22 protein-coding genes and 1 pseudogene are annotated in these 25083 nt (G+C 74.6%); 12 read left to right on the forward strand and 11 right to left on the reverse strand.

What is annotated here, in order from left to right; all coding sequences use genetic code 11:
- Nucleotides 1–4: 4 nt before the first annotated feature.
- From IPO09_20985 to IPO09_21010, 6 genes are all read right to left on the reverse strand, one after another.
- A complete protein-coding gene (locus IPO09_20985; protein MBK9519751.1) occupies nt 5–1255 on the reverse strand; it encodes a DUF1343 domain-containing protein in 1251 nt (416 codons plus the stop codon).
- Entirely contained in the window at nt 1188–2501 is a 1314-nt protein-coding gene (locus IPO09_20990) for a tetratricopeptide repeat protein (protein ID MBK9519752.1), read from the reverse strand. The genes IPO09_20985 and IPO09_20990 overlap by 68 nt, the downstream gene beginning before the upstream one ends.
- A 231-nt stretch (nt 2502–2732) precedes the next feature.
- On the reverse strand, nt 2733–3944 hold the full coding sequence (locus tag IPO09_20995; protein MBK9519753.1) for a hypothetical protein: 1212 nt from the start codon (nt 3942–3944) through the stop codon (nt 2733–2735).
- A gap of 25 nt (nt 3945–3969) precedes the next feature.
- Nucleotides 3970–5664 carry a caspase family protein gene (locus tag IPO09_21000; GenBank protein MBK9519754.1) on the reverse strand — a complete coding sequence of 565 codons (1695 nt, stop codon included), beginning with the start codon at nt 5662–5664 and terminating at the stop codon, nt 3970–3972.
- Between the two features lie 50 nt (nt 5665–5714).
- Complete coding sequence (locus IPO09_21005) at nt 5715–6551, reverse strand: hypothetical protein (protein ID MBK9519755.1); 837 nt, start codon at nt 6549–6551, stop codon at nt 5715–5717.
- Between the two features lie 5 nt (nt 6552–6556).
- On the reverse strand, nt 6557–7210 hold the full coding sequence (locus tag IPO09_21010) for a sigma-70 family RNA polymerase sigma factor (protein ID MBK9519756.1): 654 nt from the start codon (nt 7208–7210) through the stop codon (nt 6557–6559).
- A gap of 197 nt (nt 7211–7407) precedes the next feature.
- Here IPO09_21010 and IPO09_21015 point away from each other — a divergent pair, with 197 nt between their 5' ends.
- Nucleotides 7408–7869 (forward strand): hypothetical protein, encoded by a 462-nt coding sequence (locus IPO09_21015; protein ID MBK9519757.1) that lies wholly within the window; start codon nt 7408–7410, stop codon nt 7867–7869.
- On the opposite strand, the gene IPO09_21020 is transcribed toward IPO09_21015, so the two are convergent.
- Both IPO09_21020 and IPO09_21025 read right to left on the reverse strand, forming a co-directional pair.
- Nucleotides 7866–8348 carry a hypothetical protein gene (locus IPO09_21020; protein MBK9519758.1) on the reverse strand — a complete coding sequence of 161 codons (483 nt, stop codon included), beginning with the start codon at nt 8346–8348 and terminating at the stop codon, nt 7866–7868. The two genes, IPO09_21015 and IPO09_21020, sit on opposite strands and share 4 nt — an antisense overlap.
- A gap of 68 nt (nt 8349–8416) precedes the next feature.
- The gene (locus IPO09_21025) at nt 8417–9583 is read right to left on the reverse strand and encodes an NAD(P)/FAD-dependent oxidoreductase (protein MBK9519759.1); all 1167 of its coding nucleotides are present in this window, start codon (nt 9581–9583) and stop codon (nt 8417–8419) included.
- A gap of 112 nt (nt 9584–9695) precedes the next feature.
- Between IPO09_21025 and IPO09_21030 the strand changes: the two genes are divergently transcribed.
- Nucleotides 9696–12086: a Smr/MutS family protein gene (locus tag IPO09_21030; protein MBK9519760.1), complete on the forward strand. Its 2391-nt coding sequence runs from the start codon at nt 9696–9698 to the stop codon at nt 12084–12086.
- Nucleotides 12087–12300: 214 nt separating this feature from the next.
- Nucleotides 12301–13531, forward strand: a pseudogene (locus IPO09_21035) (hypothetical protein).
- 123 nt (nt 13532–13654) lie between these two features.
- Here the strand turns inward: IPO09_21035 and IPO09_21040 are convergent.
- Nucleotides 13655–14248: a response regulator transcription factor gene (locus IPO09_21040; protein MBK9519761.1), complete on the reverse strand. Its 594-nt coding sequence runs from the start codon at nt 14246–14248 to the stop codon at nt 13655–13657.
- A gap of 23 nt (nt 14249–14271) precedes the next feature.
- A complete protein-coding gene (locus IPO09_21045) occupies nt 14272–16269 on the reverse strand; it encodes a PAS domain S-box protein (GenBank protein MBK9519762.1) in 1998 nt (665 codons plus the stop codon).
- A 200-nt stretch (nt 16270–16469) separates the two neighbouring features.
- Between IPO09_21045 and IPO09_21050 the strand changes: the two genes are divergently transcribed.
- The 7 genes from IPO09_21050 to IPO09_21080 all read left to right on the forward strand — a co-directional run bounded on the left by IPO09_21050 (nt 16470) and on the right by IPO09_21080 (nt 22764).
- On the forward strand, nt 16470–17480 hold the full coding sequence (locus IPO09_21050; protein ID MBK9519763.1) for a TRAP transporter substrate-binding protein: 1011 nt from the start codon (nt 16470–16472) through the stop codon (nt 17478–17480).
- 111 nt (nt 17481–17591) lie between these two features.
- On the forward strand, nt 17592–18758 hold the full coding sequence (locus IPO09_21055) for an ABC transporter substrate-binding protein (protein ID MBK9519764.1): 1167 nt from the start codon (nt 17592–17594) through the stop codon (nt 18756–18758).
- Nucleotides 18759–18856: 98 nt separating this feature from the next.
- The gene (locus IPO09_21060; protein MBK9519765.1) at nt 18857–19777 is read left to right on the forward strand and encodes a branched-chain amino acid ABC transporter permease; all 921 of its coding nucleotides are present in this window, start codon (nt 18857–18859) and stop codon (nt 19775–19777) included.
- An 11-nt stretch (nt 19778–19788) separates the two neighbouring features.
- Nucleotides 19789–20892, forward strand: a complete 1104-nt coding sequence (locus tag IPO09_21065; GenBank protein ID MBK9519766.1) for a branched-chain amino acid ABC transporter permease — start codon at nt 19789–19791, stop codon at nt 20890–20892.
- A 9-nt stretch (nt 20893–20901) separates the two neighbouring features.
- Complete coding sequence (locus IPO09_21070) at nt 20902–21627, forward strand: ABC transporter ATP-binding protein (GenBank protein ID MBK9519767.1); 726 nt, start codon at nt 20902–20904, stop codon at nt 21625–21627.
- Nucleotides 21620–22324, forward strand: a complete 705-nt coding sequence (locus IPO09_21075) for an ABC transporter ATP-binding protein (protein MBK9519768.1) — start codon at nt 21620–21622, stop codon at nt 22322–22324. The genes IPO09_21070 and IPO09_21075 overlap by 8 nt, the downstream gene beginning before the upstream one ends.
- A gap of 2 nt (nt 22325–22326) precedes the next feature.
- On the forward strand, nt 22327–22764 hold the full coding sequence (locus IPO09_21080) for a CBS domain-containing protein (GenBank protein ID MBK9519769.1): 438 nt from the start codon (nt 22327–22329) through the stop codon (nt 22762–22764).
- A gap of 58 nt (nt 22765–22822) precedes the next feature.
- Here IPO09_21080 and IPO09_21085 read toward each other — a convergent pair whose 3' ends face one another.
- A complete protein-coding gene (locus IPO09_21085) occupies nt 22823–23584 on the reverse strand; it encodes a sulfite exporter TauE/SafE family protein (protein MBK9519770.1) in 762 nt (253 codons plus the stop codon).
- 283 nt (nt 23585–23867) lie between these two features.
- On the opposite strand from IPO09_21085, the gene IPO09_21090 reads away from it, so the two are divergent.
- Both IPO09_21090 and IPO09_21095 read left to right on the forward strand, forming a co-directional pair.
- Nucleotides 23868–24473: a thioredoxin family protein gene (locus tag IPO09_21090; protein ID MBK9519771.1), complete on the forward strand. Its 606-nt coding sequence runs from the start codon at nt 23868–23870 to the stop codon at nt 24471–24473.
- Complete coding sequence (locus IPO09_21095) at nt 24470–24988, forward strand: hypothetical protein (protein MBK9519772.1); 519 nt, start codon at nt 24470–24472, stop codon at nt 24986–24988. The genes IPO09_21090 and IPO09_21095 overlap by 4 nt, the downstream gene beginning before the upstream one ends.
- Nucleotides 24989–25083: the final 95 nt, after the last annotated feature.

Raw genomic sequence — 25083 nt, forward strand, 5'->3', positions numbered from 1 at the left:
GGTGTCAGGGAGCGTAGCGCAGGTGCGGGGCCCGGCGCCGGGCGAAGCCCCGCTCCTCGGGGGCCCAGGCGCGGGCCAGGTCGCCGAGCGTCGCCCCCGCCTCCAGGCCGAGCCGCTCCCGCGCCGACCCGCACAGCAGGTCGAAGGCCGGCACGTCGGCCACGAACTCGTAGGGCTCGGTGCGCCACCGGAAGGCCCGCGGATCCTGGGCCCGGGCGTGCAGCACGCAGGCCACGCCGGCGCGGAAGGGGCGGAAGGCCGCGGGGTCGGTCACCGACAGCTCCACGCCGTGGCAGCGCACGCCGGCGTGCTTGTCCCAGGTCGGCACGAAGCTGACCGGCCGGAAGGCCACCCCGGGCAGCCGCTCGGCCGCGAGGTCGGCGGCCAGCCGGCGCCCGTCGAGCCAGGGGGCGCCCAGGAGCTCGAAGGGGCGCGTCGTCCCCCGCCCCTCCGAGAGGTTGGTCCCCTCCAGCAGGCACAGGCCCGGGTAGACCAGCGCCGTCTCCGGGGTGGGCATGTTGGGCGACGGGAAGACCCAGGGCAGCCCGGCCTGCCGCGCCAGGAGCCCGCGCCGCCAGCCGCGGCACTCCACCACCGTGAGGTCGAGGTCGAGCCGGCGCTCGGCCCGGAAGAGCAGCGCCAGCTCCCCCACCGTGAGCCCGTGGCGCGGCGCCAGGTCGTGCAGCCCGCAGAAGCTCTCGAAGCCGGGCCGCAGGGCCGGCCCCTCCACCAGCAGGCCGCCGATGGGGTTCGGGCGGTCGAGCACCACGAAGCCGAGGCCGGCCCGGGCCGCCGCCTCCATGCAGAGCAGCATGGTGGCCTGGTAGGTGTAGTAGCGGCTGCCGACGTCCTGGATGTCGAAGCACAGGACGTCCAGCCCGGCCAGCTGGGCGGGCGACGGGGCCAGCGAGGCCGCCGTGGCGCCGTAGAGCGAGTGCACCGGGAGGCCGGTGGCCGGGTCGCGCTCGCCGTCCACCGCGGCCATGTACTGGGCGTCGCCGCGGACCCCGTGCTCCGGGCCGAACAGGGCGGCCAGCCTCACCCCGGGCAGGGCGTGGAGCAGGTCGGCGGCGTGGCGCAGCCGCCCGTCCACGGCGGTGGGGTTGCAGATCAGCCCGACGCGGCGGCGCCGCAGCGGCCCGCCGCGCGCCTCGAGCAGGACCTCGAGGCCGCTGGCCGGGCGCCGCTCAGCGCCCCGGGCGGAGCGAGAAGCTGAACGAGTACCGGCCCGGCCGGTCGGTGGGGTAGGCGGCATCCTTGAGGTTCCAGTAGGCGCAGGCGCGCACGTCGTCGTCGTGGACCGAGTCCTCCAGCACCTCCACCAGCGTGGCCCCGCCGGCGCCGTCCACCGTGGCCCGCACGGTGAGGTGCCCCGAGAGCCGCGGCAGCTCCTTGAGCCGCGCCCGGTAGGTGCGGTCGATGAGCGCCCCCACGGCCTTCTGGATGGCGGCGACGTCGGGCCGGGTGGTCCGCTCCACGTTGAGGCGCCGCTCCAGCGCGGCGCGGTCCGCGGCGCCGTCGGCGCCCGCCGCGCGCAGCAGCTCCAGCGCCTCCTGCGGCTTGCCGGCCTGCAGCACCACCCGGCCCAGGGCCAGGTTGGTGGGGGCGTCCTTCGGGTCGCGCGCCAGCGACCGGCGCAGCGCCTTCTCCGCGCCGTCCAGGTCGCCGGCCGCGGTCCGGATCTCGGCGATGCGCTTCCACTCGGCGCTGCCCGGATCGAGCTGCGCCAGGCGATCCAGCGCCTTCTCCTCGCTGGCCCGGTCCCCGGCCAGGCGGGACACCTCGGCCAGCGCCACCAGCCCCTCGGCGTCCTCGCGGATGGCCAGCGCCGCCTTCCACTGGTCGCGCGACGCGGCCGCGTCGCCCTTGGCCTTGAGCAGCCGGGCCAGCGTCACCCGCGCCGCCCGGTCGCGCGGGCTGGCCGCCACCACCTGGTAGGCGATGGCCACCGCGGCGCCCGGGTCGCCCCCGTCGGCGGCCAGGCCGGACAGCACGTCGAGCGCCGGGGCGTGCTGGGGCAGCGCCGCCAGCGCCAGCTCGGCCTCGGCGCGGGCGGCGGCGGGGTCGGCGGCGCGGCGGGCCAGCCGCGCCAGCCCGACGTGGGCCGCCACGTTGCCGGGGTCCACCGCGACCACGCGCCGGTACCCGGCGGCCGCCTCGTCCCAGCGCTCGCGGCGCTCGTCCGCCTGGGCCCGCACCAGGTCGGCGAGCCAGTTGCCCGGCTCCGCGGCCAGGGCGCGGCCCAGCGCCGGCTCCACCTGGTCGAGCACGTTCCACTCGACGTAGATGCGCGCCATGCCGATCTCGCCGAGCGCCGAGGTCGGCAGCGCCGCCGCCAGGGCGCGGTACTCGCTCCAGGTCTCGTCGTTGTGCGGCATGGCGTAGAGCGCCAGGAACCGGGCCTTGGCGCTGCCCTGGCCGGCCGCGGCCGCGGCGGCGGTCCAGCGGGCCCGCTCGCCCGCCAGGGCCCCGCGGCGCTCGGCGTCCTCGATCTCCGACATGGCGCGGCTGATGGCCGCCGCCTCGGGATCCGGGGGCCAGGATCCGCGCCGGGGCGGCGGGACCGGCCGCACCGGCCGGCGCCGGCCCGGCCTGCCGCGAGGTGGCGCAGCCGGCCAGCAGGGCGGCGGCCAGGATGGGAGCGAGCTTCATGGGTTCCCCTGGGGCGACGGGTGGCGCCCTGTTCTACCTCGCCGGTGGGGCGGCGCGAAACGAAACCGCCGGCGGCACCCTCAGCCCGCGGTCCGGGTGCAGACCAGGTCCACCGGGTGGCAGGTGAACCCCGGGACGAAGCAGTCGGCGTCGCCGCCGCAGGGGGCGGTGCAGTAGCCGGCCACGCCGCGGTCCCGATCGGCTCCGCGGCAGGTCCCGCCGGCGATCCCGTCCCGCTCGTCGCAGGTGGCGTCGCCGAAGCAGTTCTCCCCCAGCTCCTCCAGGTAGCTCTCGCAGGAGCGGGCCAGCCCGACCCCGTCCTCGCCCAGCAGCGCGCAGCGGTCGCCGTCGCCGTCGACCACCCGCACGAAGCCGGCCGGGCAGGTGGGGCTCCCCCCGGCGCGGGTGCAGTACCCCACCCGCGCGCCGGCCGCCTTCTGGCAGTAGCCCGCGCCGCCCGCGCCGCACTGCGAGGCGTCATCGCAGGCGGTGCAGAGCGCCTCGGCGCCGCCCGCCGAGGCGGCGATGCAGGCGTGCAGGGTCGGGTCGCAGGTGGCGCCGCCGGCGCAGTCGGTGCCGCCCACCCGACACTGCACGCACAGCCCGGAGGCCGGGTCGCACTTCAGGTCGTTGCGGCAGACGTTGCCGGCCGCGGCGCAGCCGGCCGGCCCGGCGTCGGCGACCGGGAGGCGGATCTCCACGCCGGCGGTCGCCCCGGCGGCCACGACGAAGGCGGCGGTGGTGGTCCGGTACCCGTCCATGCCGGTCTCCACCTGGTAGGCGCCGCCGGGCAGCGGGTAGAGCACCGCGGCCCCGGCCTGCTGCGCCACCCCGGCCTGGTCGGTCTCCTTGACCGCGTAGCGCGGGGTGGCCGGCGCCACGCCGCCGGCCGGCACCACCGTCATGACCGCGCGCCCGGCCAGCGGCAGCGCGGCGGCGCTGCGCTCGAGGTGGACCCGGCCCGCCCCGCGCACCGCCACCTCGATCAGGTCGGCCCGGTCGGCGCCGTCGAACAGGACGATGCGGGCGGCCCCGGCCGGCAGCCCGGCCAGCTCGAAGGCGCCGTCCGCCGCCAGCGTCACCTTGCGCTCCGGGGCGCCGAGCGGATAGGCGAAGGCGCCCGGCGAGGCGCCCGCCAGGCGCCCCACCACGTCGCCGCGGGAGAGGTCCGGCGTACCCAGCCCCCCGCAGCCCGCCGACGCCAGCAGCAGCGCGAGCGCGAGCGCCAGGGTCGGCGGGCGGGCGGGCGGTGGACGGGTGGTGTGGTGCGGCACGGTGGATCCCCGTCTCATGACCTCTCCAGGTGACGCGCGGCCACTAGCGGAACCGCCAGGCGAGGCCGAGCAGGAGCTCGCCGAAGGCGGTGGAGCGGTCCTGGCCGTCCACCTTCACCACCGCCCAGTCGAGGTGCAGCTCGGCGCTGGCGCTGGCGCCCCGCCAGAGCGGCGCCTCGGCGGCCAGCAGCACGCCCGGCGTGAAGGTGAGGGAGCGCTGCGGCGCCCCGGCCAGCGCCAGGTCGAAGCGGCGCTCGATGGAGAGCCCGGAGAGGCGGGGCCCGACGTGCAGCGCGGCGCCACCCAGCCAGGCCGGCGCGGCGCGGTAGGCCAGCGAGGCCCCGGCGCTCAGGAGGCTGAAGTCGTAGCGCGCCGCCGCCGCGCCCTGCCGGAGCGTGCCGCGCCCGAAGGCGGTCACCGCGTCGAGGCGCAGGGAGAGGTCTGGCGACGGCCAGCCGCGCAGGGCGGCGCCCACCCCGACCCCCGCGGCCGGCCCCACCAGCAGGTTCCGGCTGCTCGAGCCCAGGAAGGAGAGCGCCGCCAGCCGCGGCCCTGCCTCCCAGCGCCCCTCGGCGCGCCAGAGCAGGTCGGCCACGTCGAGCCGGTCCCCCGGCCCCAGCGAGAGCTGGTCGTCGAAGACCGCCGGACCGCCCCCCTTCTGCACCTGCACCCGGTGGCGGCCGGTCTCGAGCGCCACGCCGCCGGGCAGCTCGGCCAGCGACCGGCCGTCCACCCGGACCTCGAAGCCGTCCAGCGCCGGCGCGTAGCTGTAGAGCTCGGGGCGCCCGGGGCGGCTCGGCTGCCCCACCAGCACGATGGGGTCGACGCCCACCTCGCTGGTCTCGGCGGTGGGACGCTGCCGCCCCCCGGTGAACTCGTAGGTCATGCGGCGGGCGTAGTCGTGGGCCTCCGAGGCCGTGACCGCCCCGTCCCCGTTCCGGTCGGCGCCCAGCCGCAGGGCCTCCACCAGGAAGTGGGTGTAGATGTCGTGGCCCAGCCGCTCGTCCTCGCGGGCGGTCTCGCCCCAGTCGCTGGCCGCCAGCACCACGCTGGCGCGGCTGACCTCCTCGATGGGGCGCACGAAGAAGCCGGCCTTGATGCCGCCCAGCTCCCGCTGGACCTCGGCCGGCAGCAGCGACTTGCCACCGCCGGAGTGGCAGGCGGCCAGCACCAGCACCTTCTTGCGCGAGCGGAGCCGGTCGAAGTCGGCCCTCAGGTCGTCGAGCGCCAGCCCCGTGCCGGGCACGTCCGCCATCCGGGTGTCGGCCAGCACCAGGTAGCGGCGCAGCTGCCCGCGGGCGTCTCGCGCCAGCGTGCCATGGGAGGAGAGGTAGACCAGCACCGTGTCCCGCTCGTCGCGGCTCCGCTGGCCGAGCCGCCCGAGGGCGGCGCGCACCTCGGCCAGATCGGCGCCGCCGGGCAGCACCTCCACGTCGTCGAACCCGCCGCGCGCCGGGTCGCGCAGCACCTCGGCCAGGGCGGCGGCGTCGGCCTCCGGGTAGCGCAGCGGCCGCCAGGCGGCGTCCCGGAAGGCCATCACGCCGACCAGCAGCGCCAGGCGCCTGGGACGCAGCGCCTCGGCCAGCCGCTCGGGTGACACGGCGGCGGGCACCAGCCCCCCCTTCTCGGTCCCCGCCCCGGGCCGCGGCGGGGCGGCGGCGCACCCGGCGCAAGCGAGGACCACCGCGGCCGCCAGGCCGCCCGCCACCACCCTGCGCCGCCGGGCCGGGATCCGCACGAGGCGACGATCCTAACGCACGCCCGGGTGAGCGCCGCCGGGGCGCCTGGTCACGGCCGCACCTCCACCTCCACCACGTCCAGCGAGACCGGTGCGGCCCCGTCGGGCGCGGCGGCCGACCCCGCGGCGAGGGCCCTCGGCAGGTCCGCGGCCACCAGCGGCCCCTCCGCGGCAGCCGCCAGGAAGCGCTGCCGCCCCGCCAGGCCGCCGAGCGGGAAGGCCGCGGGCTGGCCGCCCACCGAGACCAGGTGGGTCCCGGCGCCCAGCCGGGCCTGGAAGAAGACCTCCGGCGCGCCGCCGCCGCGGGCCAGCAGCACGGTGGCGGGCCGGCCCAGCTCCACCTGGAACTGCAGGCTGGAGGCCGCCGACACGGCCTGGCCCGACAGCCCCTTCTCCACGGCCGGCGGGCCGCCCGCCGCCGGGGTCAGGACCAGGAAGCGCAGGCGCAGCGGCACGGCGCGGAGGCCCACGCCCTTCTCGCCGTCCCAGGCGCCGGCGACCGCTGGCGTCTCCGAGCGACCGGGCGCCCGCCCGAGCCCGTACCCGGCCAGCCCGGCCACCAGGACCGCGGCGGCCACGGCCAGGCCGGTCCACGGCCTCCGCCTCGGTGGAGGCGCGGAGCGACGGACCGCGGCCGGCGCTTCGCGGAGCCGACGCTGGATGCGGGCGAACTCGAGGTCGTTGCCCCGGCCCTGCACGCCCGGCCGGGCGAGGCGAACCAGGATCAGGTCCACCGAGCCATCCAGCGGATCGGCGCCGGGCCTCCTGGCGAGGAACGACTCGCAGGTGTCGCAGTCGGCCCCCAGGTGGGAGGCCAGGCGCAGCGCCTCTGGCGGAAGGAGGGACTGGTCGAGCAGGCCGCGGAGGAGGTCGCTGGTGAGGTGCATCCACCCTATGACCTATCGCCGCGCAGACCGGCCACCTCCGCGAGCAGTCGCCGCTTCACCTTGGCCCGGAACCGCTCCAACCTCATGGTGATGGCGCTCTTTCCGACCCCGAGCTGTTCTGCGATCTCGCGCGCCGAGAGCCGCCCCTCCACGTAGAAGAGGTGAACCGTCTGCTTCTCCGGCCCCTCCGGCAGGTCGGCGATGAGCCGCCGCACCACCTCGACCTCGGCTCCGGCCTCCGGGTCGGGGAGGCCCACCTCCTCGGAGGAGGCCACCGCCGCCTCCCAGGAGAGCTCCTCGGCCAGGTCGGCGCCGGCGCGGTGCCTGGCCAGGCGCGAGAGGGCCCGGTTGCGGGCGATGGTGAGCAGCCATGGCCCGAACCGGCTGAAATCATTTAGTGTTTTTAGGCTGCGGAAGGCCCGGACGAAGGCCTCCTGGATCACATCCTCCACGTCGTCGGCGTCGAAGTCGGCGAAGGATCGGGCCACGCGCCACGCCGCTGGGCGGTAGCGGTCGTAGAGCGAGCGGTGGGCCGCGCCGTCGCCGGCGAGGGATCGGGCGACCAGCACCGCGTCCTCGGCTTCCTCCGGCTGAGCTGACTGCGTGGGTGGCACGAAGGCAAGGTACACGCCGCGGCCAGCCCTTCGCTTCCGGCGCATGACGGATACCCCAAGTACCCGGTTCCAGGGACAAGGAATGGCGCGTAGCGGCGGTGGCACCACCCGTACGGGACGTTTGACTGCGGCGTGGTGTCGCCATCGGCTGGCCCCACCGGTTCCAGCGGGTCCTCTCCGGTTCGGTCTTCTCGACTGGCACCGCTGGCGCCCCTCCCGGGCCGGATGCTAGGACCCGGGCCATGACCGCGACCGAGCCACCCAGCGTGAGCCGCCTGGCTGCCCTCGCCGCCGCCATCCACTTCGGCTTCGACTCGGCCTGCCGGCTGTCCCAGGCCACCACGCCGGCCTACCTCCTCACCCCGTTCATGAAGGAGGTCTTCCGGGACATGCTGGAGATGCTCGGCCTGACGGCCATCTCGGCCGTCACCTCGGGGGTGAACGGGCTCATCGCCGCCATCTTCGCCACGGCGCTGGCCGGCGTCGCCGTCCACCGCGCCGCCAAGCTGGGCGCGCTGCTCTCCTTCATCTGGCTGCTGACCAGCGGACTCACCTTCACGTCGTACCTGGACGCGCCGGCCGAGCTGGTCGCGACCAGCCTGGCGGCCGGGCTGCCCCGGGCCGCGCTGCTCGCCTGGGCGCTCGACCGGCTCATGGCCAGGCCTCCCACCGGGCAGCCGGCGACCGACCAGGCCCCGGCCTAGCGCGCCGAGGGCCGGAGCGGCCGCAGGGTGCGCCGCGGCGCCCCCTCCGGCTCTCGCAGCCGCGCCTCCGGGTCGGGCCGGAGGCGGGCCAGATCCTCGGCCACCTCGGCCCCGCGGCCCAGGCGCTCCAGCGCCAGGGCCCGGCGCAGCCTGACCTCCGGATCCTCGCCCTGGTCCAGCGCGCGGCCGTAGGCCTCGGCCGCCACCGCGTCGTCGCCGCGCAGCTCGGCGAGCTGGCCGAGCAGGAGCTCTCGACCGGGCACCTGGGCGGAGACCCCGTCGAGCAGCGCCGCCGCGCGGTCCAGGGCCACCCCGTCGGCGAGCAGGCGGGCCGCCTCGCCGAGCCTGGCCGCGTCGCCCACCGGCAGCGCCTGGGCCGCCGGGGCGGCCAGGACCGCTGCGGCGGCTGGTGGGGGCGCGCGGGGCGAGGAGGCGCACGCCCCGAGGAGCGCGAGTGCGAGTGGAGCGAGGCGCCGCATCGAAGGACAGTACACCTGGCGAAGGCCGTGGATTCCTGGGCGCAGCCGGCCTGGGCCCGGCCGGCCCCTCACATCCCCGGCAGCCGCGGCACCTGGCCGAGCTTGGAGCGGCGGTAGTAGGCCCCCCACCCCTTCTTGAGCCAGTGGCCGATCCAGGGCAGCGGGATCATGCGGGCCCGCTGGTCGTCGCGCTGCACCCAGGCCGCGCCGTTGCCCATGTCCATGAGGCAGAGGATGCCGACGTGGGCCGCGTAGGTGGCGGAGGGCGGGCGCCCGGCCTCCACGGCGGCCGCGTTCTCGGCGGCGGTGCGGGCCATGGCCTCGGCCACGTGCCCTTGCTTGGCGCGCCACTCCGGCCCCTCCAGCGCCGCCACGTCGCCCACCGCCCAGACGCCCGGGAACCCGGGCACGGCGCAGCCGCCGTCGATGGTGACGAAGCCGGCCTCGCTGCGCGGCAGGTCGCTGGCCTTCACCACCTCGTGGCCGTCGCCGGCCGCGATGAACACCACCAGGTCGGCCTCCAGCCGGGAGGCGTCCTCGAAGACCACCGCCCCGGGCTCGAAGCCGGCGATCTTCTTCCCGAAGCGCATGCCCACGCCCAGCTTCCCGAACATCCCCTGGATGGCCGCCACCGCCTTGGGGCCCATGCGGGCGCCCGGGCTGGCCATGGGGGCGAAGAAGGTGAGCTCGAACCGGTCGCGCAGCCCGAGCCGCCGCAGCCAGGTCTCCACGTTGAACATCAGCTCGAAGGCCGGACCGCCGCGGACCGCCGAGGTGTCCTTGGGGTTGCCGCCGAAGCCCATGGCGATGCGCCCTGCCCCCTTGGCCACCAGCGCGTCGAGGGCCACCTTGAGCCGGGGCGACGCGTCGGGGGAGCCGCAGATGGTCTGGGTGTGCTCCACCCCCTTGGGCTTCAGCTTGCCGGCCCCGGTGGCCACCACCAGGTGGTCGGCCTCCAGCCGCTGGCCCCCCACCACCGCGGCGCGGCCGCGCCCGTCGATCTGCTCCACCGGCCCGACCACCAGCCGGAAGCCGTGGTGGGCCGCCACCCGGCCCAGGTCGAGGCTGGTGTCCTCCACGGTGCGCTCGCCGGTCGCGATCCAGATGGAGGTCGGGTAGATGAAGAGGGCGGGCCGGTCGGAGACCAGGGTCACCTCGAAGCCGCGCTTGCGGAGCTGGATGGCCGCCTCCAGCCCGCCGAACCCACCACCCAGCACCAGCGCCGTCTTGCCCATGGGACCTCCCGCGCCCCGCCACGGCGGGGGTCGGGGGGTGTGAGCCGGGCCGGCCCCGGAACGGTCCAGCGGGTGGCGCGCCGGCCCCAAACCGGAGTAAGGACGCGCCCGCATGAGCTCCGACCGCGCCCCGGCCCCGCTCGGGTGGCCCGAGATCCTGGCGGCCCTCTCCTCCCGCTGCCGCCTGCCGGCCGGCCAGCGGCGCGCCCTGGCCCTGCCCTTCCAGCCCGACGCCGCCGCGGCGCGGGAGGCGCTGGCCCGCGTCGAGGAGGCCCGGCGCCTCGGCGAGGCCGGCGCCGCCCTGCCCTTCGGCGGGCTCACCGACGTGGAGGGGCCGCTCGAGCGGGCCGCCAAGGGCGGCGTGCTCGAGCCGCTGGCGCTGCGCGAGGTGGCCACCCTGGCCCGCGCCGCCACCCGCACCCGCGCCGCCCTGGCGGCCCGCGCCGCCGAGGCGCCGCGGCTGGCCGCGCTGGCCGGGCCCATCGAGGTGGACGACCGGCTGGCCGACCGCATCGAGCGGGCCATCGAGCCCTCCGGCGCCATCTCCGACCGGGCCAGCCCCGAGCTGGCGCAGGCGCGCGAGCGGAGCCGCGGGCTGCACCGGGCCCTCAAGGCGCAGGTCGAGACCTACCTCGGCGACCCGGAGTTCGAGCGCCACCTGCGCGACCGCTACTTCACCATCCGCAACGAGCGCTACGTGCTGCCCATCGTGGTGGCGTCGCGCTCGGCGGTGCCGGGCATCGTGCACAACGCCTCCCAGTCGGGGCAGACCCTCTTCGTCGAGCCGGAGGGGATGGTGGAGCTCGGCAACGAGCTGGCCATCGCCGCCGCCATGGCCGCCGAGGAGGAGGCCCGCATCCTGCGCGAGCTGTCGGGGGCGGTGGCGGCGCGGGCCGGGGCGCTGGCGGCCGCGCTCGACGTGCTGGCGGCCCTCGACCTGCTGGAGGGCTCGGCCCGGCTGGCCTCCGACCTCGACGCCCACCCGCCCGAGGTGGGCGCCGAGCGCGACGGCTTCGAGCTGCTCAGCCTGCGCCACCCGCTGCTCACCCTGCAGGGCAAGAAGGTGGTGGCCAGCCACGTGCGGCTGGCCCCGCCGGCGCGGGCGCTCATCGTCTCCGGCCCCAACGGCGGCGGCAAGACGGTGGCCATCAGCGCGGTGGGCCTGGCGGCGCTGATGCTGCGGGCCGGCCTGCCGGTGGCCGCGGCCGAGGGGTCGCGCCTCCCCTTCTTCCTGGAGGTGAAGGCCGCGGTGGACGAGCGGGGCGACCTGCACAAGGATCTCTCCACCTTCACGGCCCACCTCACCGCGGTGCAGGCCATGCTGGCCGGGGCGGTGCCGGGGTCGCTGGTGCTGGTGGACGAGATCGCCGCCGACACCGACCCGCGCGAGGGCGCGGCGCTGGCGGCCGCCATCCTGGAGGCGCTGGTGGAGCGCGGCGCCACCGTGCTGGTCACCACCCACCTCGACGAGCTGAAGGCCCTGGCCCTCACCGACCCGGCCTACGCCAACGCCCGGGTGGGCTTCGACGCCGAGCGGCTGGTCCCCACCTACCAGCTGCTGCTGGGCTCGCCGGGCGCCTCCTCGGCCATCGAGGTGGCGGCGCGCATCGGCCTGCCGGCCCGGGTGGTGGAGCGGGCCCGGGCGGCCCGCCACGGCCACGGCGGGGCGCTGGGCGAGGCGCTGGCGGCGCTGGAGGCCGAGCGGGCGCGGCTGGGCGCCGAGCTGGCCGCGCTGGGCCGGCAGCTCGAGGCGGCCCGGGCGGCCGAGGCGCGGGCCAGCGCCCGCGAGGCGGCGGCGCGCACCGCCGAGCGCGAGGCGGCGGCGCGCCTCGGCGAGGCCATCGCCGGGGAGCTCACGTCGGCCCGCGAGGAGGTGGCGGCCCTGCTGGCCACGCTGCAGGCGCAGCCCACCGTGCGCAAGGCCACCGAGGCGGCGGCCCAGCTCGAGACCTGGCGGTCGCAGGTGGCGGGCGCGGCCAAGGTGGCGGAGGTGCGCGCCACCACCGCGGCCGAGGCGCTGCCGGGCGGCCAGCTGGCCGCGGGGGTGCGGGTGCGCATCGTCTCGCTCGGGCAGGAGGGCGAGGTGCTGGAGGTGGACGGCAAGCAGGCGCTGGTGCAGGCCGGGCCGCTCAAGGTGCGCCGGCCGCTGGCCGACCTGGTGCCGCTGGCCGGCAAGGCGCGCGAGGCGAGGCTGGGGAAGTCCTCGGCCGACCGGCTGGCGGCCGCCGAGGAGGCGCGCCCGGACGTCCCGCGCAGCGCGGCGCGGCGGCTCGACGTGCGCGGCCTGCGGGTGGAGGAGCTGCTGCGGGAGGTGGAGCGCTTCCTCGACCGGCTCTACGCCGAGGGTGAGCCGGACTGCACCATCCTCCATGGACACGGCACCGGCGCCCTCAAGCTGGCCCTCCGGGAGGCGCTCTCGGCGTCGCCCTATGTTGGGGCGTTCCGTCCAGGGGACCGCCACGAAGGAGGGGACGCCGCGACGGTCGTGGCGTTTCGTCGCTGACCTTCTGGTGACACTTCGGTGTCACCTCAGCTGAAAATTCCGTCACGATTACGCGAACTCCCGGGCCTCGGCGCAGAATATGCCGTCGTGCGTCAGTTAAATTTGCGTTCCTCCCCAGGTCGCGTGTGGTAGAGGTGCTTCACCCCGTCCGGCGTACCCTTGAAAAGCCGCCCCAAGCCGGACTCTCCCCGCGCTCCGTCTCCGGAGGAAACGAATGAAGGCTTTGAGAACGCTCCTCGTGGCTGTCTTCGCCCTGTCGCTCTCCCACGCGACGCTCGCTCAGGAGGCTGCGAAGCCGGCTGAGCCTCCCAAGCCCACGGTGACCCCGTACGGCTTCATCCTGCTGAACTCGTTCTGGAACGCCAACACCTTCAGCCGCCAACGACTACCCGGCCTCGGCGGCGCTGGCGCAGAACGGCGGCAGCTTCCTCATGAGCGCCCGCCAGTCGCGCTTCGGCGTCAAGCTGGCGATGAACGACGACAACTGGACCGGCGCGGCCCTCACCGGCACCATCGAGTTCGACTTCAAGGGCGGCCACTTCGCCACCAACTCGAACGGCTTCAACGCCGGCATCATGCGGCTCCGCCTGGCCTCGGCGGTGGCCACCTTCAAGACCGGCTACGGCACCTGGGCCCTGCTGGCCGGCCAGGACTACGGCCTGGTGAACCCGCTCTTCGCCACCTCCGTGGCCTGGGTGGCGGACCCCATCTTCTGGCAGGCCGGCAACGCCTGGCGCCGCAGCCCGCAGATCCGCGCCACCTACTCCAACAGCTTCGGCGCGGCCAACGTGAGCGTCGCGGCCGCCATGCTCTCCCCGGCGGACGCCGACGCGGGCGTGGGCGGCACCACCACCGTCACCAACGGCGCCGGCATCCGCTCCCGCCAGCCTGACATCGAGGCCCGCGCGGCCCTCGGCGCCAAGCTCGACGGCGGCATCAGCGGCACCCTGGGCGTCGGCTACCACACCAACAAGCGGCGCTACAACGGCGCCACCGCCCCGGACGTGGTCGACGTGACCGCCACGATCATGGGCGTCGACCTCGACGTCAACGTGCCCTACCTCAACCTCCGCGGCGAGTGGTTCGACTCCTCGGGCGCCGACGAGACCTACAACGGCATCGCCGCCTCCGGCGTGCGCGCCGGCGCCACCGCCGGCACCTACGAGAAGGTCGAGTCGAGCGGCTACTGGGCGCAGGCCGTCCTCAAGCCCCTCGACAAGATCTGGGTGACCGTGGGCGTCGGCTCCACCAAGCTCGACAACCTGGCCGCCACCACGGCCGCCACGGTCCGCAAGGAGAACAGCCAGGTCGAGGGCGGCGTGATCCTGAACGCCGGCAAGTACTGGAAGGTGGGCCTCGAGGTCTGCCAGACCACCACCAAGTACTTCGACGACGTGAAGCAGGACGCGATGCAGATCGCCCTGTCGTCGCAGCTGACCTTCTAGCCCGCCGGCACGGCAGGCCGCAGCATCGAGGGGCGCTCGCGGGAGACCGCGGGCGCCCTTCCTCGTGGTGGGGCGCCGCCCTGGCCCCGCCCGCGACGGCGCGACCCGGCCCAGTCGACGCGGCTACCGCCCCACCTGCGAGAGCACCCGCGACAGCTCCACCGCCGAGCGGACGCCCATCTTCTCGAAGAGGCGGGCCCGGTGGACCTCCACGGTGCGCACCGCCAGCCCCAGCGAGTCGGCGATGGCCTTGTTGGGCAGGCCGGCCAGCACCTCGGCCATGACCTCGCGCTCGCGCGAGGTGAGCGACTCCAGGCGGGCGGCGATGCCGGCCTCGGCCGCCTTCTCGCTGCGCCCCGCCAGGTCGCGCCGCAGGGCCTCGATGACCAGGTCCACCAGCTGGTTGTCGTTGGAGGGCTTCTCCACGAAGTCGAAGGCCCCCTTCTTGAGCGCCGCCACCGCCAGCGGCACGTCGCCGTGGCCGGTCAGGAAGATGACCGGCAGCGTCGACCCGACGGCGCGCAGGGCGTCGAAGAGCTCGATGCCGCTCATGCCCTCCATGCGGATGTCGAGCACCAGGCAGCCCGGCGCCGCCGGGTCGTGCCCCGCCAGGAAGGCCTCGGCCGAGGCCCAGGTCCGGCTGGCCAGGCCGCGCGTCCCCAGCAGCCAGGCCAGGGCGTCGCGGATGGCGCCGTCGTCGTCCACCACGTGGACCACCGCCGGGCCAGGCCCCTCGGCGCTCACGCCGGCTCCACCGGGAGCGAGAAGGCCACCACCGCGCCGCCGGCCGGGTTGGCCTCGGCCCACACCCGGCCGCCGTGGGTCTCCATGATGGAGCGGCAGATGTGCAGCCCCATGCCCATGCCGCCGGCCTTGGTGGTGAAGAAGGGCTGGAACATCTGGTCGCGCACCTGCGGGGTCAGGCCGCAGCCGCGGTCGGCCACCACCACCGTGACCGACGCCTCGGCGCGCGCCACCGTCACCTCCAGGCGCCGCTCGGCCGGCGGCGTGGCGGCCATGGCGTCCATGCCGTTGCGCAGCAGGTTGAGCAGCACCTGCTGCAGCAGCACCGGGTCGGCCTGCAGCACCGGGTCGTCGTCGGCCAGGCGCACGGCGATGCGCACCTGGCGGGTGCGGGCCTCGGCCTCGGCGAAGCCCAGGGCCTCCTCCACGGTGGAGTTGATGCGCACCGCGGTGCGGGTCGGCTCGCGCTGGCGCACGAACTCGTGGACCCGCCGGATGATCTGGCCGGCCCGCTGCGCCTGCTGGGCGGTCTTCCGGAGCGCCTCCTCGACGCCGGCGCTGGCCGGGCCGCCGGCCCGCAGCAGGTTGAGGCTGCCGGCGGTGTAGCCGGCGATGGCCGCCAGCGGCTGGTTGAGCTCGTGGGCCAGCGCCGAGGCCATCTCGCCCATGGTGATGAGGCGGGCGGTGGCCGCCAGCTTCTCCTCCTGCTGGCGGGTCCGCTCACGGGCCTGCTTGCGCTCGGTGATGTCCAGCACCGAGCCCATCCAGCCGGTCTGGCGGCCGTCGGCGTCGATGAGCGGGGCCTCGTAGAGCAGGGCGTCGAAGCGCTCGCCGTCGCGCCGCATCAGCCTGAGCTCGATGCCGGTGGGCGAGGCCCCGCCGGCGCGGGCGGCCTCCAGGGCCTCCACGATGCGGGCCTGCTCCTCGGGGGGCCAGTAGGGGCGCGTGGCGCCGCCCTCGCCGATGAGCTCGCCGGCCTGGTAGCCCACCATGCGGCAGAAGGCCGGGTTCACGTAGACCACCCGGCCGGTCAGGTCCACCGCCCGCATGCCGGTGTGCAGCGAGTCCTCCATGGCCTTGCGGAAGCCGTGCTCGGCGCGCAGCGCCTGCTCGGTGGCCAGGCGGCGCTGGATGTGGCGGCGCAGCGCCCACAGGTTCCACAGCATGGCCCCGGCCAGCCCGACCAGCGCCGCGGTGATGAGGCTGGGCAGCACCTGGGTCTCGGTGGGGTAGGAGGCCAGGTGCAGCACCAGCCCCTGGCCGGGCGGCTCCAGCGGCACCTGGTGGGTCCGCTCCTCCGGGCCGCCGGCCTCCACGTTCGACTTGGCCGCCACGATGGCGCCGCTGGCGTCGCGGACCGTGACCCGGTGCTTCTCGGCCAGCCACCAGGGGACCAGCCCGGCCAGGATGCCGTCGATGGCGTGCACCCCCACCACCGCGCCGGCGCGGACGCCGCCGCGCGAGCGGGGCACGTAGACCTCGAAGCGGTGCAGGTCGCCGGCGTCGAAGGGCGGGCCCCAGGCCGCCTTGCCGGTGCCCAGGGCGAGCCGGTAGGCGGTCTCGCGGGCGTCGCGCTCGGCCCCCTCGAAGACCCAGGGGCGCCCGACCTCGACGGACTGGGGCGCCCCCGCCACCACCCGCCCCTGCTCGTCCAGCACCACCACCTGGGTGAGCCCCGGCGTGGACGGCAGGAGGTGCGAGACCAGCAGGTCCAGGGCCGCCTGGTCGAGCGCGCGGCCGCCCAGCCCCCGGTCGAGCGCCTGCAGCTGCTCCACCTCCCGGTCCAGGCTGAAGCGGATGGACTGCTCGACCCAGAGGATGTCCCGGATGAGCGCGTCGCGGGCCTCCTCGGCCTCCTGCCGGTGCTTCACCCAGAGCAGGCCGAGGAAGGCCACGACGAAGAGGGCGATGGAGACGCGCGGCGCGTACCAGAGCCAGTGGGGCCGGGCGCGCTCGGGCAGGTCGCCCTGGGGGGAGGTGGAGAGGGGGCGCATCGGAGGAGGCCGGACGGCGAGGCGCCATCCTGCCGCCCGGGGAGGGAGGGCGCAACCCGACCGCGACCCCGACCCCGACCCCGACCCCGACCCCGACCGCGACCGACCCCGACCCCGACCCCGACCCCGACCGACCGCGACCGCGACCCCGACCGCGACCGCGACCGCGACACCGCCCTTGCCGTACACTCCGGCCCCGCATGGCCCACCCGGCACGCCCCCTGCTCGCCGCCCTCGCCCTCGCCGCGCTCCCCGCCCCCGGCGCGGCCGCGCCGCCCATCGTCATCCGCTTCAGCCACGTGGTGGCGGTGGACACGCCCAAGGGCCAGGCGGCCGAGCTCTTCGCCCGGCGCGCCGCCGAGCTCACCCGGGGTCGGGTCCAGGTGCGGGTCTTCCCCAACGGCACGCTCTACAAGGACCAGGAGGAGATCCAGGCCCTGCAGCTGGGCGCCGTCGAGCTGCTGGCCCCCTCCCTCTCCAAGTTCGGCCCCATCGGCGTGCGCGAGTTCGAGGTCTTCGACCTGCCGTTCCTGTTCGAGGACGAGGCGGCGCTGCGCAAGGTGACCGGCGGGGCGGTGGGGCAGATGCTGCTCAGGCGGCTCCAGCCGAAGGGGCTGCTGGGGCTGGGCTTCTGGGACTCGGGCTTCAAGTCCTTCTCCGCCAACCGTCCGCTGCACCGGCCCGAGGACTTCCGCGGGCTGCGCATCCGCATCCAGGCCTCCGGCGTCCTCGACGCCCAGATGCGGGCCCTGGGGGCGCTGCCCCAGGTGCTCCCCTTCCCCGAGGTCTACCGGGCGCTGGAGGCCGGCGTGGTGGACGGGGCCGAGAACCCCATCGCCAACTTCTGGACGCAGGGCATGTACCGGGTGCAGAAGCACCTCTCCCTGACGCGCCACGGCTACCTGGGCTACGCGGTCATCACCAACCGGCGCTTCTGGGACGCCCTGCCGGCCGACCTCAGGCGGGCGCTGGAGCAGGCGCTGGACGAGGCCACCGAGCACGCCAACCGGCTGGCCCACCAGCGGGACGAGGAGGACCTGGAGCGGGTCCGGCGGACCGGCACCACGGTCGTCTTCGTGCCCAGCGGCGCCGAGCGGCAGGCCTTCGTGCGGGCCCTCCTGCCGGTCCACCAGGCCATGGAGCAGCGGCTGGGGCCGGACCTGATCCGGGCCATCTACCAGGCCACCGGCACCAGCCCGCCCGCACCCTGATGGGCCCTCGCCCCGTCCGGGGCACCCATTGCGGATCTCCACAATGGAAGTGATTGCGCGGGCGGGTGCAGACTGCACCGCCTCGAACCCCCCGTGCCCGGAGGTCCCCACATGTCGAAGCTCGCGTCCCGCATCCTGGCCCTGGCCGGCGCCGTCGCGCTGGCCCTGCCCGCCGCCGTCGCCGCCGCTCCCGTCAAGATCGGCTTCATCAACACCATCACCGGCCCGCAGGCGCCCATCGGCGAGAACCTGACCAACGGCATGGAGCTGGCGGTCGAGGACCTGAAGAAGAAGGGCGCCGACGTCCAGGTCATCAAGCAGGACGACACCGGCAAGCCCGACAAGGCCATCAGCGCCATCGAGCAGCTGGCCACCGGCGACGAGGTCTCGGTGGTGGTCGGCCCGTACACCTCGGCCTGCGCCGCCGCCGTCGCCAAGCAGTCCGAGCAGTACGCCATCCCCCAGGTGATCCCGGCCGCCTCCAAGGAGGACATCACCCGCCAGGGCTACAAGTGGGTCTTCCGCCTCAACGCGCCGGGCCACGTCTACGCCCAGTCGCTCATCGACGCCGCCCTCTCCTTCGGCAAGCCCAAGACGGTGGCCTTCATCTACGAGTCCACCGACTTCGGCTCCTCGCTCTCCAAGGTCGGCAAGGAGTACGCCGCCAAGAAGGGGCTCACCGTGGTGGCCGACGAGGGGTACCAGGCCGGCTCGCCCGACTACCGCTCCACCCTCACCAAGGTGAAGGCCGCCAACCCGGACCTGGTCTTCATGGTCTCCTACGTGGCCGACGCCATCCTGCTCATGCGGCAGTCGCGCGAGGTCGGCCTCAAGCCGCAGGCCTTCCTGGGCGGCGGCGCCGGCTTCGACACGGCCCAGTTCGAGAAGGAGGCGGAGATCTCCACCAACGTCTTCTCGGTGACGCAGTGGACCCCCGACTCCAGCAAGGCCTCCGAGGAGTTCGCCAAGCGCTACGAGGCCAAGTTCGGCAAGCGGCCCACCTACCACGCGGCCTGCGCCTACACCGCCATGATGGTGGCGGGCGAGGCGGCCGTGAAGGCCGGCGGCGACCGGGTCAAGACCCGCGACGCGCTGCAGGGCGGCACCTGGAGCAACATCATGGGCACCGTCGACTTCCAGGACTTCGACGGCTTCAACAACCAGAACAAGGTCGTCATGCCGGTCACCCAGTACCAGGGCGGCAAGTCGCTGACGGTCTACCCGGCCAACCTGTCCAAGGGGAACAAGGCCGTCTACCCGTTCCCGGGCTGGAAGTAGCCGGCACCCCGCGCGGCGGAGGGGCGGCCGGCCACGGCCCCTCCCCGCCCGGCCCGGCCCCGCAGGCCGTCCGCTCCATCGGCGAGAGGTGACCTTCGATGCTGCTCCTGCAATCGATCCTGTCGGGTGTCCTGGTGGGCGGCGTCTACGCGCTCATCGGCGTCGGCCTCACCATGATCTTCGGCGTCATGCGCGTCATCAACTTCGCGCACGGCGACCTGCTCATGATGGGCATGTACCTGACCTGGCTGATCTTCACGGCCTTCGGCATCGACCCCTACCTCTCGCTGGTCATCAGCGCGCCCATCCTCTTCCTGTGGGGCGCCTTCCTGCAGAAGGTCTTCATCAACCGGGTGCTGGGGGCCCTGCCGCAGAACCAGATCCTCCTCACCATCGGGCTGGGGCTCATCATGAGCAACGCCATGATGCTGATCTTCACCTCCGACTACCGCATCCTCACCACCAGCTACTCCTCCTCCTCGGTGAAGCTCTTCGAGACCGCCCCCACGGTGGACGCCATGGGCGTGGTCACGGCGGCCGCGGACACCTCCAGCCTCTCCATCTCGCTGCCGCTGCTCTACTCGTTCCTGGTGACGGCCGGCATCACCGCCGCCCTCTTCTGGTTCCTGGCCAAGACCGACACCGGGCAGGCCATCCGCGCCACCGCCCAGGACCGTGACGCCGCCCAGCTCATGGGCATCAACGTGAAGCGCATGTCGGTGCTGGCCTTCGGCCTCGGCACCGCCCTGGCCGGCATCGCCGGCGCGCTGCTGGCGCCCACCTACTACATCTTCCCGCAGGTGGGCGGCCCCTTCACCCTCAAGGCCTTCGTGGTGGTGGTGCTGGGCGGCATGGGCAGCATCGTGGGCGCCACCCTGGGCGGCGTCCTGATCGGCGTGACCGAGTCGGTGTCGGCGGTCTACGTGGCCAGCGGCCTCAAGGAGCTGGTGGTCTACGTCCTCTTCCTGCTCATCCTCCTCTTCCGACCGGCCGGCCTGCTCGGCAAGTCGAAGACCTGATGGGAGCCGCCATGTCCCTGCTCCGCTCGCTGCGCCCGCCTCGCGGGTTCTCCATGCCGGCCTTCCTGACCTACCTGGCGGTCATCATCCTGGTGGCGCTGGTGCCGCAGGTGACCCGCAAGCCGCTCATCCTGCACATGTGGATCATGGTCTTCCTGGCCATCTCGCAGGGGGCCGCCTGGAACGTCATCGGCGGCTACACCGGCCAGTACTCGGTGGGCCACGCCGCCTACTTCGGCATCGGCGCCTACACCACCATGATGCTGCTGGAGCTGCACCAGATCGCCCCCTGGTACGGCATCGGCCTGGCCATCATCAACGCCGTGCTGCTGGCGGCGGTCATCGGCAGCATCACCTTCCGCCTGCGCGGCCCGTACTTCGTGCTGGCCTCCATCGCGGTGGCCGAGATCATGCGGCTGGCCGCCCTGCACTTCAAGGACTTCACCCGCGGCGCCGAGGGCATCCTGCTCAACGGCATCCCGCCGCTGGAGACGCCCTTCTTCACCATCAACTTCGTGGGGAAGCAGCCCTTCTTCTACGCCTCGCTGGCGCTGGCGGTGATCGTCATCAGCGTCAACTGGTTCGTGCAGCACACCAAGCTGGGCTACTACTTCCAGGCCATCCGCGAGGATCAGGACGCCGCCCACAGCCTGGGCATCAACCTGACCCTGCACAAGAACCTGGCCCTGGGCATCTCGGCGGCCTTCACCGCCTGGGCCGGCGGCCTCTTCGCCCTCTACGTGCGCTTCATCGACCCCACCATCGTGCTGGGCATCGACGTCTCGGTGCAGATGGTGCTGATCTGCATCATCGGCGGCATCGGCACCATCCTCGGGCCGGTGGTGGGCTCGATCGTGCTGGTGCTGCTCTCCGAGACCCTGCGCAACCCCAAGTGGCTGGTGCAGGCCGGCCTGGCGGCCTCCGACTCCACCACCATCGCCTTCATCGAGGCGCGGCTCTCCAACGCCCACGTGCTCTTCTACGGCGTGCTGGTGGTGGTGGTGATCCTCTTCGCGCCGGACGGCCTGCTCGGCCTGCTGCGCAACGCCATGGCCCGCCTCAAGCGGCGCGGCGCGCCGCCCGACGCCGCGCCCGCGCCGAAGGCCGCGTCCTAGGGAGCCGCCATGTCAGCCATCCTCGAGATCAGCCACGTCTCCAAGTTCTTCGGCGGCCTGGCCGCCAACTCGGACGTCTCCTTCGACGTCCAGCTCGGCACCATCATGGGGCTCATCGGCCCCAACGGCGCCGGGAAGACCACCCTCTTCAACTGCATCACCGGCTACTACCCACCCTCCAAGGGCGAGGTGCGGTTCAAGGGCGTGGTCATGAACGGCCTGCAGCCCGACGAGGTGTGCCGCCTGGGCATGGCCCGCACCTGGCAGAAGGTGCGCCCGCTGGCCAAGCTGTCGGTGCTCGACAACGTCATGGTGGGCGCCCTGTGCCGCACCCACTCCCTCAAGGTGGCGCGCGAGGTGGCCCACGAGCAGCTCAAGGTGGTCCGGCTCGACCACAAGTCGGGCTTCCTGGCCGGCGGCCTGCCCATCGGCGAGCGCAAGAAGCTGGAGGTGGCGCGGGTGCTGGCCACCAAGCCGGAGCTGCTGCTGCTCGACGAGGTCATGGGCGGCCTCAACCCGGCCGAGTCGGAGGAGATCATCCTGCTCATCCTGGAGCTCAAGAAGCTCGGGCTGACCCAGGTGGTCATCGAGCACGACATGAAGGCCATCATGCGGCTGTCGGACCGGATCGTGGTGCTCAACTCGGGCGAGAAGCTGGCCGAGGGCGGACCGCGCGAGGTGGCGGAGAACAAGGACGTCGTCACCGCCTACCTGGGGGAGGCCGTCGATGCTTGAGATCAAGGAGCTGGGGTTCGCCTACGGCGACCTCAAGGTGCTGTGGGGCGTCGACCTCGCGGTGAAGCAGGGCGAGATCGTCACCGTGGTGGGCGCCAACGGCGCCGGCAAGTCGACCATCCTGCGCAACTGCTCCCGCCTGGTGAAGCCCGGCTCCGGCTCCCTCACCTTCCAGGGCGAGGACCTGTCGAAGCTGCAGTCGCACGAGGTGGTGGAGCGCGGCCTGGTGCAGGTGCCGGAGGCCCGCCGCATCTTCCCGGAGATGACGGTGGTGGAGAACCTGCGCATGGGCAGCTACCTGCCCGCCACGCGCAAGGACCGCGCCAAGAACATGGAGCGGGTCTTCGGCCTGTTCCCGCGCCTGGCGGAGCGCAAGAAGCAGCTGGGCGGCACCATGTCCGGCGGCGAGCAGCAGATGCTGGCCATCGGGCGCGGCCTGATGACCAACCCCAAGCTGCTGCTGCTGGACGAGCCCAGCCTGGGGCTCTCACCCCTCTTCGTGAAGAACATCTTCGAGATCATCAAGCAGATCAACGCGCAGGGGACCACCATCCTGCTGGTGGAGCAGAACGTCTTCCAGTCCCTGCGCATCAGCCACCGGGCGTACGTGCTCGAGACCGGCCGGGTGGTGCTGACCGGCACCGGCGCCGAGCTGCTCGACAACGCCCACGTCAAGAAGGCCTTCCTGGGGATCTAGCCATGAGCGAGAAGAAGCTGACCGTCGGCGACTGGATGACGAAGAACCCCATCACCATCCAGGAGGACGCCTCCATCATCGAGGCCATCCACCTGCTGAAGGAGCGGAACATCCGGCGCCTGCCGGTCATGAAGGGCTCGGCCATCGCCGGCCTGGTCACCGAGAAGATGCTGTTCGGCTACGTGCCGACCAAGGTCACCTCGATGGACCAGTGGGAGGTGCACTTCCTGCTCGCCAAGACCCCGGTCAAGGCGGCCATGAACCCCAAGCCGTACACGGTGAGCCCCTCCACCCCCATCGCCGAGGCGGCCAAGCTGCTGCACGACCGCAAGCTGAACGGCGTGATCGTGGTGGACGGCGGCGGCGCGCTGGTGGGGCTCATCACCACCACCAACGCCCTCGAGGCGCTCATCTACTTCGCCGAGGTGGCCGGGCGGTAGCTGACCTGGGCCGCGCGCGGCCGGGCCGGGCCAGCGGCGCGGCCGGACCAGCCCCGGCTCAGGCCATCAGCAGCATCCGGCCGGCCGCGTAGAGGCCGACCGCGATGGCCACGCCGCGCATGGCGGCCGGCGGCATGCGCTGGGCCAGGTGCGCCCCGCCCCAGCCGCCCAGGGTGGACCCGACCGCCAGCAGCAGCGCCAGGCGCAGGTCGGCGGCCCCCATGGCCAGGAACAGCAGCGCGGCGGCGCCGTTGGCCAGGAACGAGAGCAGCACCTTGAGGGCGTTGGCGTGCTGGCCGCTGGACGGCAGCAGCACGCTCATGGCCGCCAGCATGAGGATACCCATGCCCGCGCCGAAGTAGCCGCCGTAGATGGAGATGAGCAGCTGCACCACCCAGAGCGCGGCCGGGTGGTCGGCCCCTGGCACCTTGGCCAGCCAGCGCTTCAGCGGCCCCTGCACCGCCAGCAGCACGCAGGCGAAGACGATCAGCCACGGCACCACGGCCGCGAAGACCTTCTCCGGCAGGGCCAGCACCAGGGCCGAGCCCAGGAGACCGCCGATGGCCGACGGCACGGCCAGCGAGATGGCCCGGGCCCGCTCCTCCCGGAGGTGCTTGCGGTAGGCGAAGGCCCCGGAGAGCTGGCCGGCCCACAGGGCCAGGGTGTTGGTGGCGTTGGCGGTCACCGCGGCCGCCGGCCCCGCCGGCAGCACCGACAGCAGGGCCGGGAAGGTGAGGAGCGTGCCCCCACCCGCGATGGCGTTGATGACGCCGGCGCCGACCGACGCGGCGGTCAGGAACGCGGCCTGGGAGAGGGTCATGCGGCGTTCCTACCGCGTTCGCGCCCCGGACGCAGCAGCCCAGGTGACGAATGGTGCGGGAGCCGAGCCGAGCGGCGGGAGCGGCGAGGCGAGCGGCGAGGCGCACGCGAACCCGACCCCGGGCGGCCCCCTCACCCCGGCCCCCTCACCCCGGCCCTCTCCCCCACGCTGTGGGGGAGAGGGGGAGCAGACCAACCCGACCGCGACCGCGACCCCGACCCCGACAGGAGCTCGTTCCAGTTCCACGGTGGCGGGCCGGTGCGGTCGCCGTTAGGAGGCTCGCATGACCCCCAGCGCCGCCGCCCTCACCCTCGCCCTGGCCCTCGCCCCCCTCACCTCCCTCGCCGCCGAGCTGGGCCAGCCCGCCCCGGACTTCACCCTCCCCGACCTCGACGGTCGGCCGGTGCGGCTCGCCGACCTGAAGGGCAAGGTGGTGGTCCTGGAGTGGTTCAACCCCGGCTGCCCCTACGTGGTGGCCGCCCACACCAAGGGCTCGCTGGTGGACGCGGCCGCCCGCGCGGCCACGCAGGGCGTGGTCTGGCTGGCCGTCAACTCCGGCGCGCCCGGCAAGCAGGGCGCCGGGGCGGAGGTCAACCGGGCCGCCAAGGCGGCCTGGAAGCTCCCCCACCCGGTGCTCCTCGACGAGTCCGGCGAGGTGGGCCGCGCCTACGGCGCCACCAACACGCCGCACCTGTTCGTGATCGACGCGGCCGGCCGGCTGGCCTACCGCGGCGCGGTGGACAACTCGCCCGACGGCGAGCGCGGCGCGCCGGAGGGCGGCGCGCTGGTGGAGTACGCGGCGGCGGCGGTGGACGACCTCCGGTCCGGCCGCCCGGTCCGGGTTCCGACGACCAAGGCCTACGGCTGCGGCGTCAAGTACGCCCGGTGAAGCGTCACCCCTCCACCGGGCGCTGGCCCCCTGCCTGCCTGGCCGCCGCCCTCGCGGCGGGCTGGTTCGCCAGCCCCGCCGGCGCCGCGGAGCCCGGTCCCGCAGCCGCTTCCCACCCGGCTCGCGCCGAGGCCGAGGCCTGGACGGTGGCGCTCGAGCTGCCGGCCTCCCTGCTGGCCGGGGTTCCCACGGTCGCCCGCGTCCACCTGGTGGCCCGGGCCGGCCACCACGTCAACCTGGAGTACCCGGCCTCCTTCCGCCCGGACGGCGGCGCCACCGTGGCCTTCGCGGCCGAGCGGGTGGCGCTGGCCGCAGAGACCCGGCGCCCCTGCCCCGGCCGGCCCGCCGAGACCTGCCAGGTGGCGCTGGCGCTGCCGTTCACCCCGGGCGCTCCGCCGGCGCGGCTCTCGGGCACGGTGGCCTTCAGCGTCTGCACGGCCGAGCGGTGCCTCATCGAGCGGGTGCCGCTCGGCGCCGAGGCGCCCAGGCTGGCGCCCTCACCGGGCGGGCGCTGAGGGTCCGCCGGCCGTCGCGCGCGGCCGGCGACCGACCGGGGCCTGGCTGCGGACGGGCCCGGCCCGCTCGCCCCACCCGGCCGGTTGCCCTGCGC

The sequence above is a fragment of the Anaeromyxobacter sp. genome (genome assembly GCA_016718565.1).
Classification (GTDB): Bacteria; Myxococcota; Myxococcia; order Myxococcales; family Anaeromyxobacteraceae; genus JADKCZ01.

Coding starts and splice junctions, on each gene's coding strand:
- IPO09_20995 (MBK9519753.1), bottom strand. CDS start 3,944: ATGAGACGGGGATCCACCGTGCCGCACCACACCACCCGTCCACCGCCC.
- IPO09_21050 (MBK9519763.1), top strand. CDS start 16,470: ATGGCCCACCCGGCACGCCCCCTGCTCGCCGCCCTCGCCCTCGCCGCG.
- IPO09_21020 (MBK9519758.1), bottom strand. CDS start 8,348: ATGCGGCGCCTCGCTCCACTCGCACTCGCGCTCCTCGGGGCGTGCGCC.
- IPO09_21090 (MBK9519771.1), top strand. CDS start 23,868: ATGACCCCCAGCGCCGCCGCCCTCACCCTCGCCCTGGCCCTCGCCCCC.
- IPO09_21055 (MBK9519764.1), top strand. CDS start 17,592: ATGTCGAAGCTCGCGTCCCGCATCCTGGCCCTGGCCGGCGCCGTCGCG.
- IPO09_21015 (MBK9519757.1), top strand. CDS start 7,408: ATGACCGCGACCGAGCCACCCAGCGTGAGCCGCCTGGCTGCCCTCGCC.
- IPO09_21045 (MBK9519762.1), bottom strand. CDS start 16,269: ATGCGCCCCCTCTCCACCTCCCCCCAGGGCGACCTGCCCGAGCGCGCC.
- IPO09_21030 (MBK9519760.1), top strand. CDS start 9,696: ATGAGCTCCGACCGCGCCCCGGCCCCGCTCGGGTGGCCCGAGATCCTG.
- IPO09_20990 (MBK9519752.1), bottom strand. CDS start 2,501: ATGTCGGAGATCGAGGACGCCGAGCGCCGCGGGGCCCTGGCGGGCGAG.
- IPO09_20985 (MBK9519751.1), bottom strand. CDS start 1,255: ATGCCGCCTACCCCACCGACCGGCCGGGCCGGTACTCGTTCAGCTTCT.
- IPO09_21005 (MBK9519755.1), bottom strand. CDS start 6,551: ATGCACCTCACCAGCGACCTCCTCCGCGGCCTGCTCGACCAGTCCCTC.
- IPO09_21085 (MBK9519770.1), bottom strand. CDS start 23,584: ATGACCCTCTCCCAGGCCGCGTTCCTGACCGCCGCGTCGGTCGGCGCC.
- IPO09_21075 (MBK9519768.1), top strand. CDS start 21,620: ATGCTTGAGATCAAGGAGCTGGGGTTCGCCTACGGCGACCTCAAGGTG.
- IPO09_21025 (MBK9519759.1), bottom strand. CDS start 9,583: ATGGGCAAGACGGCGCTGGTGCTGGGTGGTGGGTTCGGCGGGCTGGAG.
- IPO09_21065 (MBK9519766.1), top strand. CDS start 19,789: ATGTCCCTGCTCCGCTCGCTGCGCCCGCCTCGCGGGTTCTCCATGCCG.
- IPO09_21010 (MBK9519756.1), bottom strand. CDS start 7,210: ATGCGCCGGAAGCGAAGGGCTGGCCGCGGCGTGTACCTTGCCTTCGTG.
- IPO09_21080 (MBK9519769.1), top strand. CDS start 22,327: ATGAGCGAGAAGAAGCTGACCGTCGGCGACTGGATGACGAAGAACCCC.
- IPO09_21070 (MBK9519767.1), top strand. CDS start 20,902: ATGTCAGCCATCCTCGAGATCAGCCACGTCTCCAAGTTCTTCGGCGGC.
- IPO09_21060 (MBK9519765.1), top strand. CDS start 18,857: ATGCTGCTCCTGCAATCGATCCTGTCGGGTGTCCTGGTGGGCGGCGTC.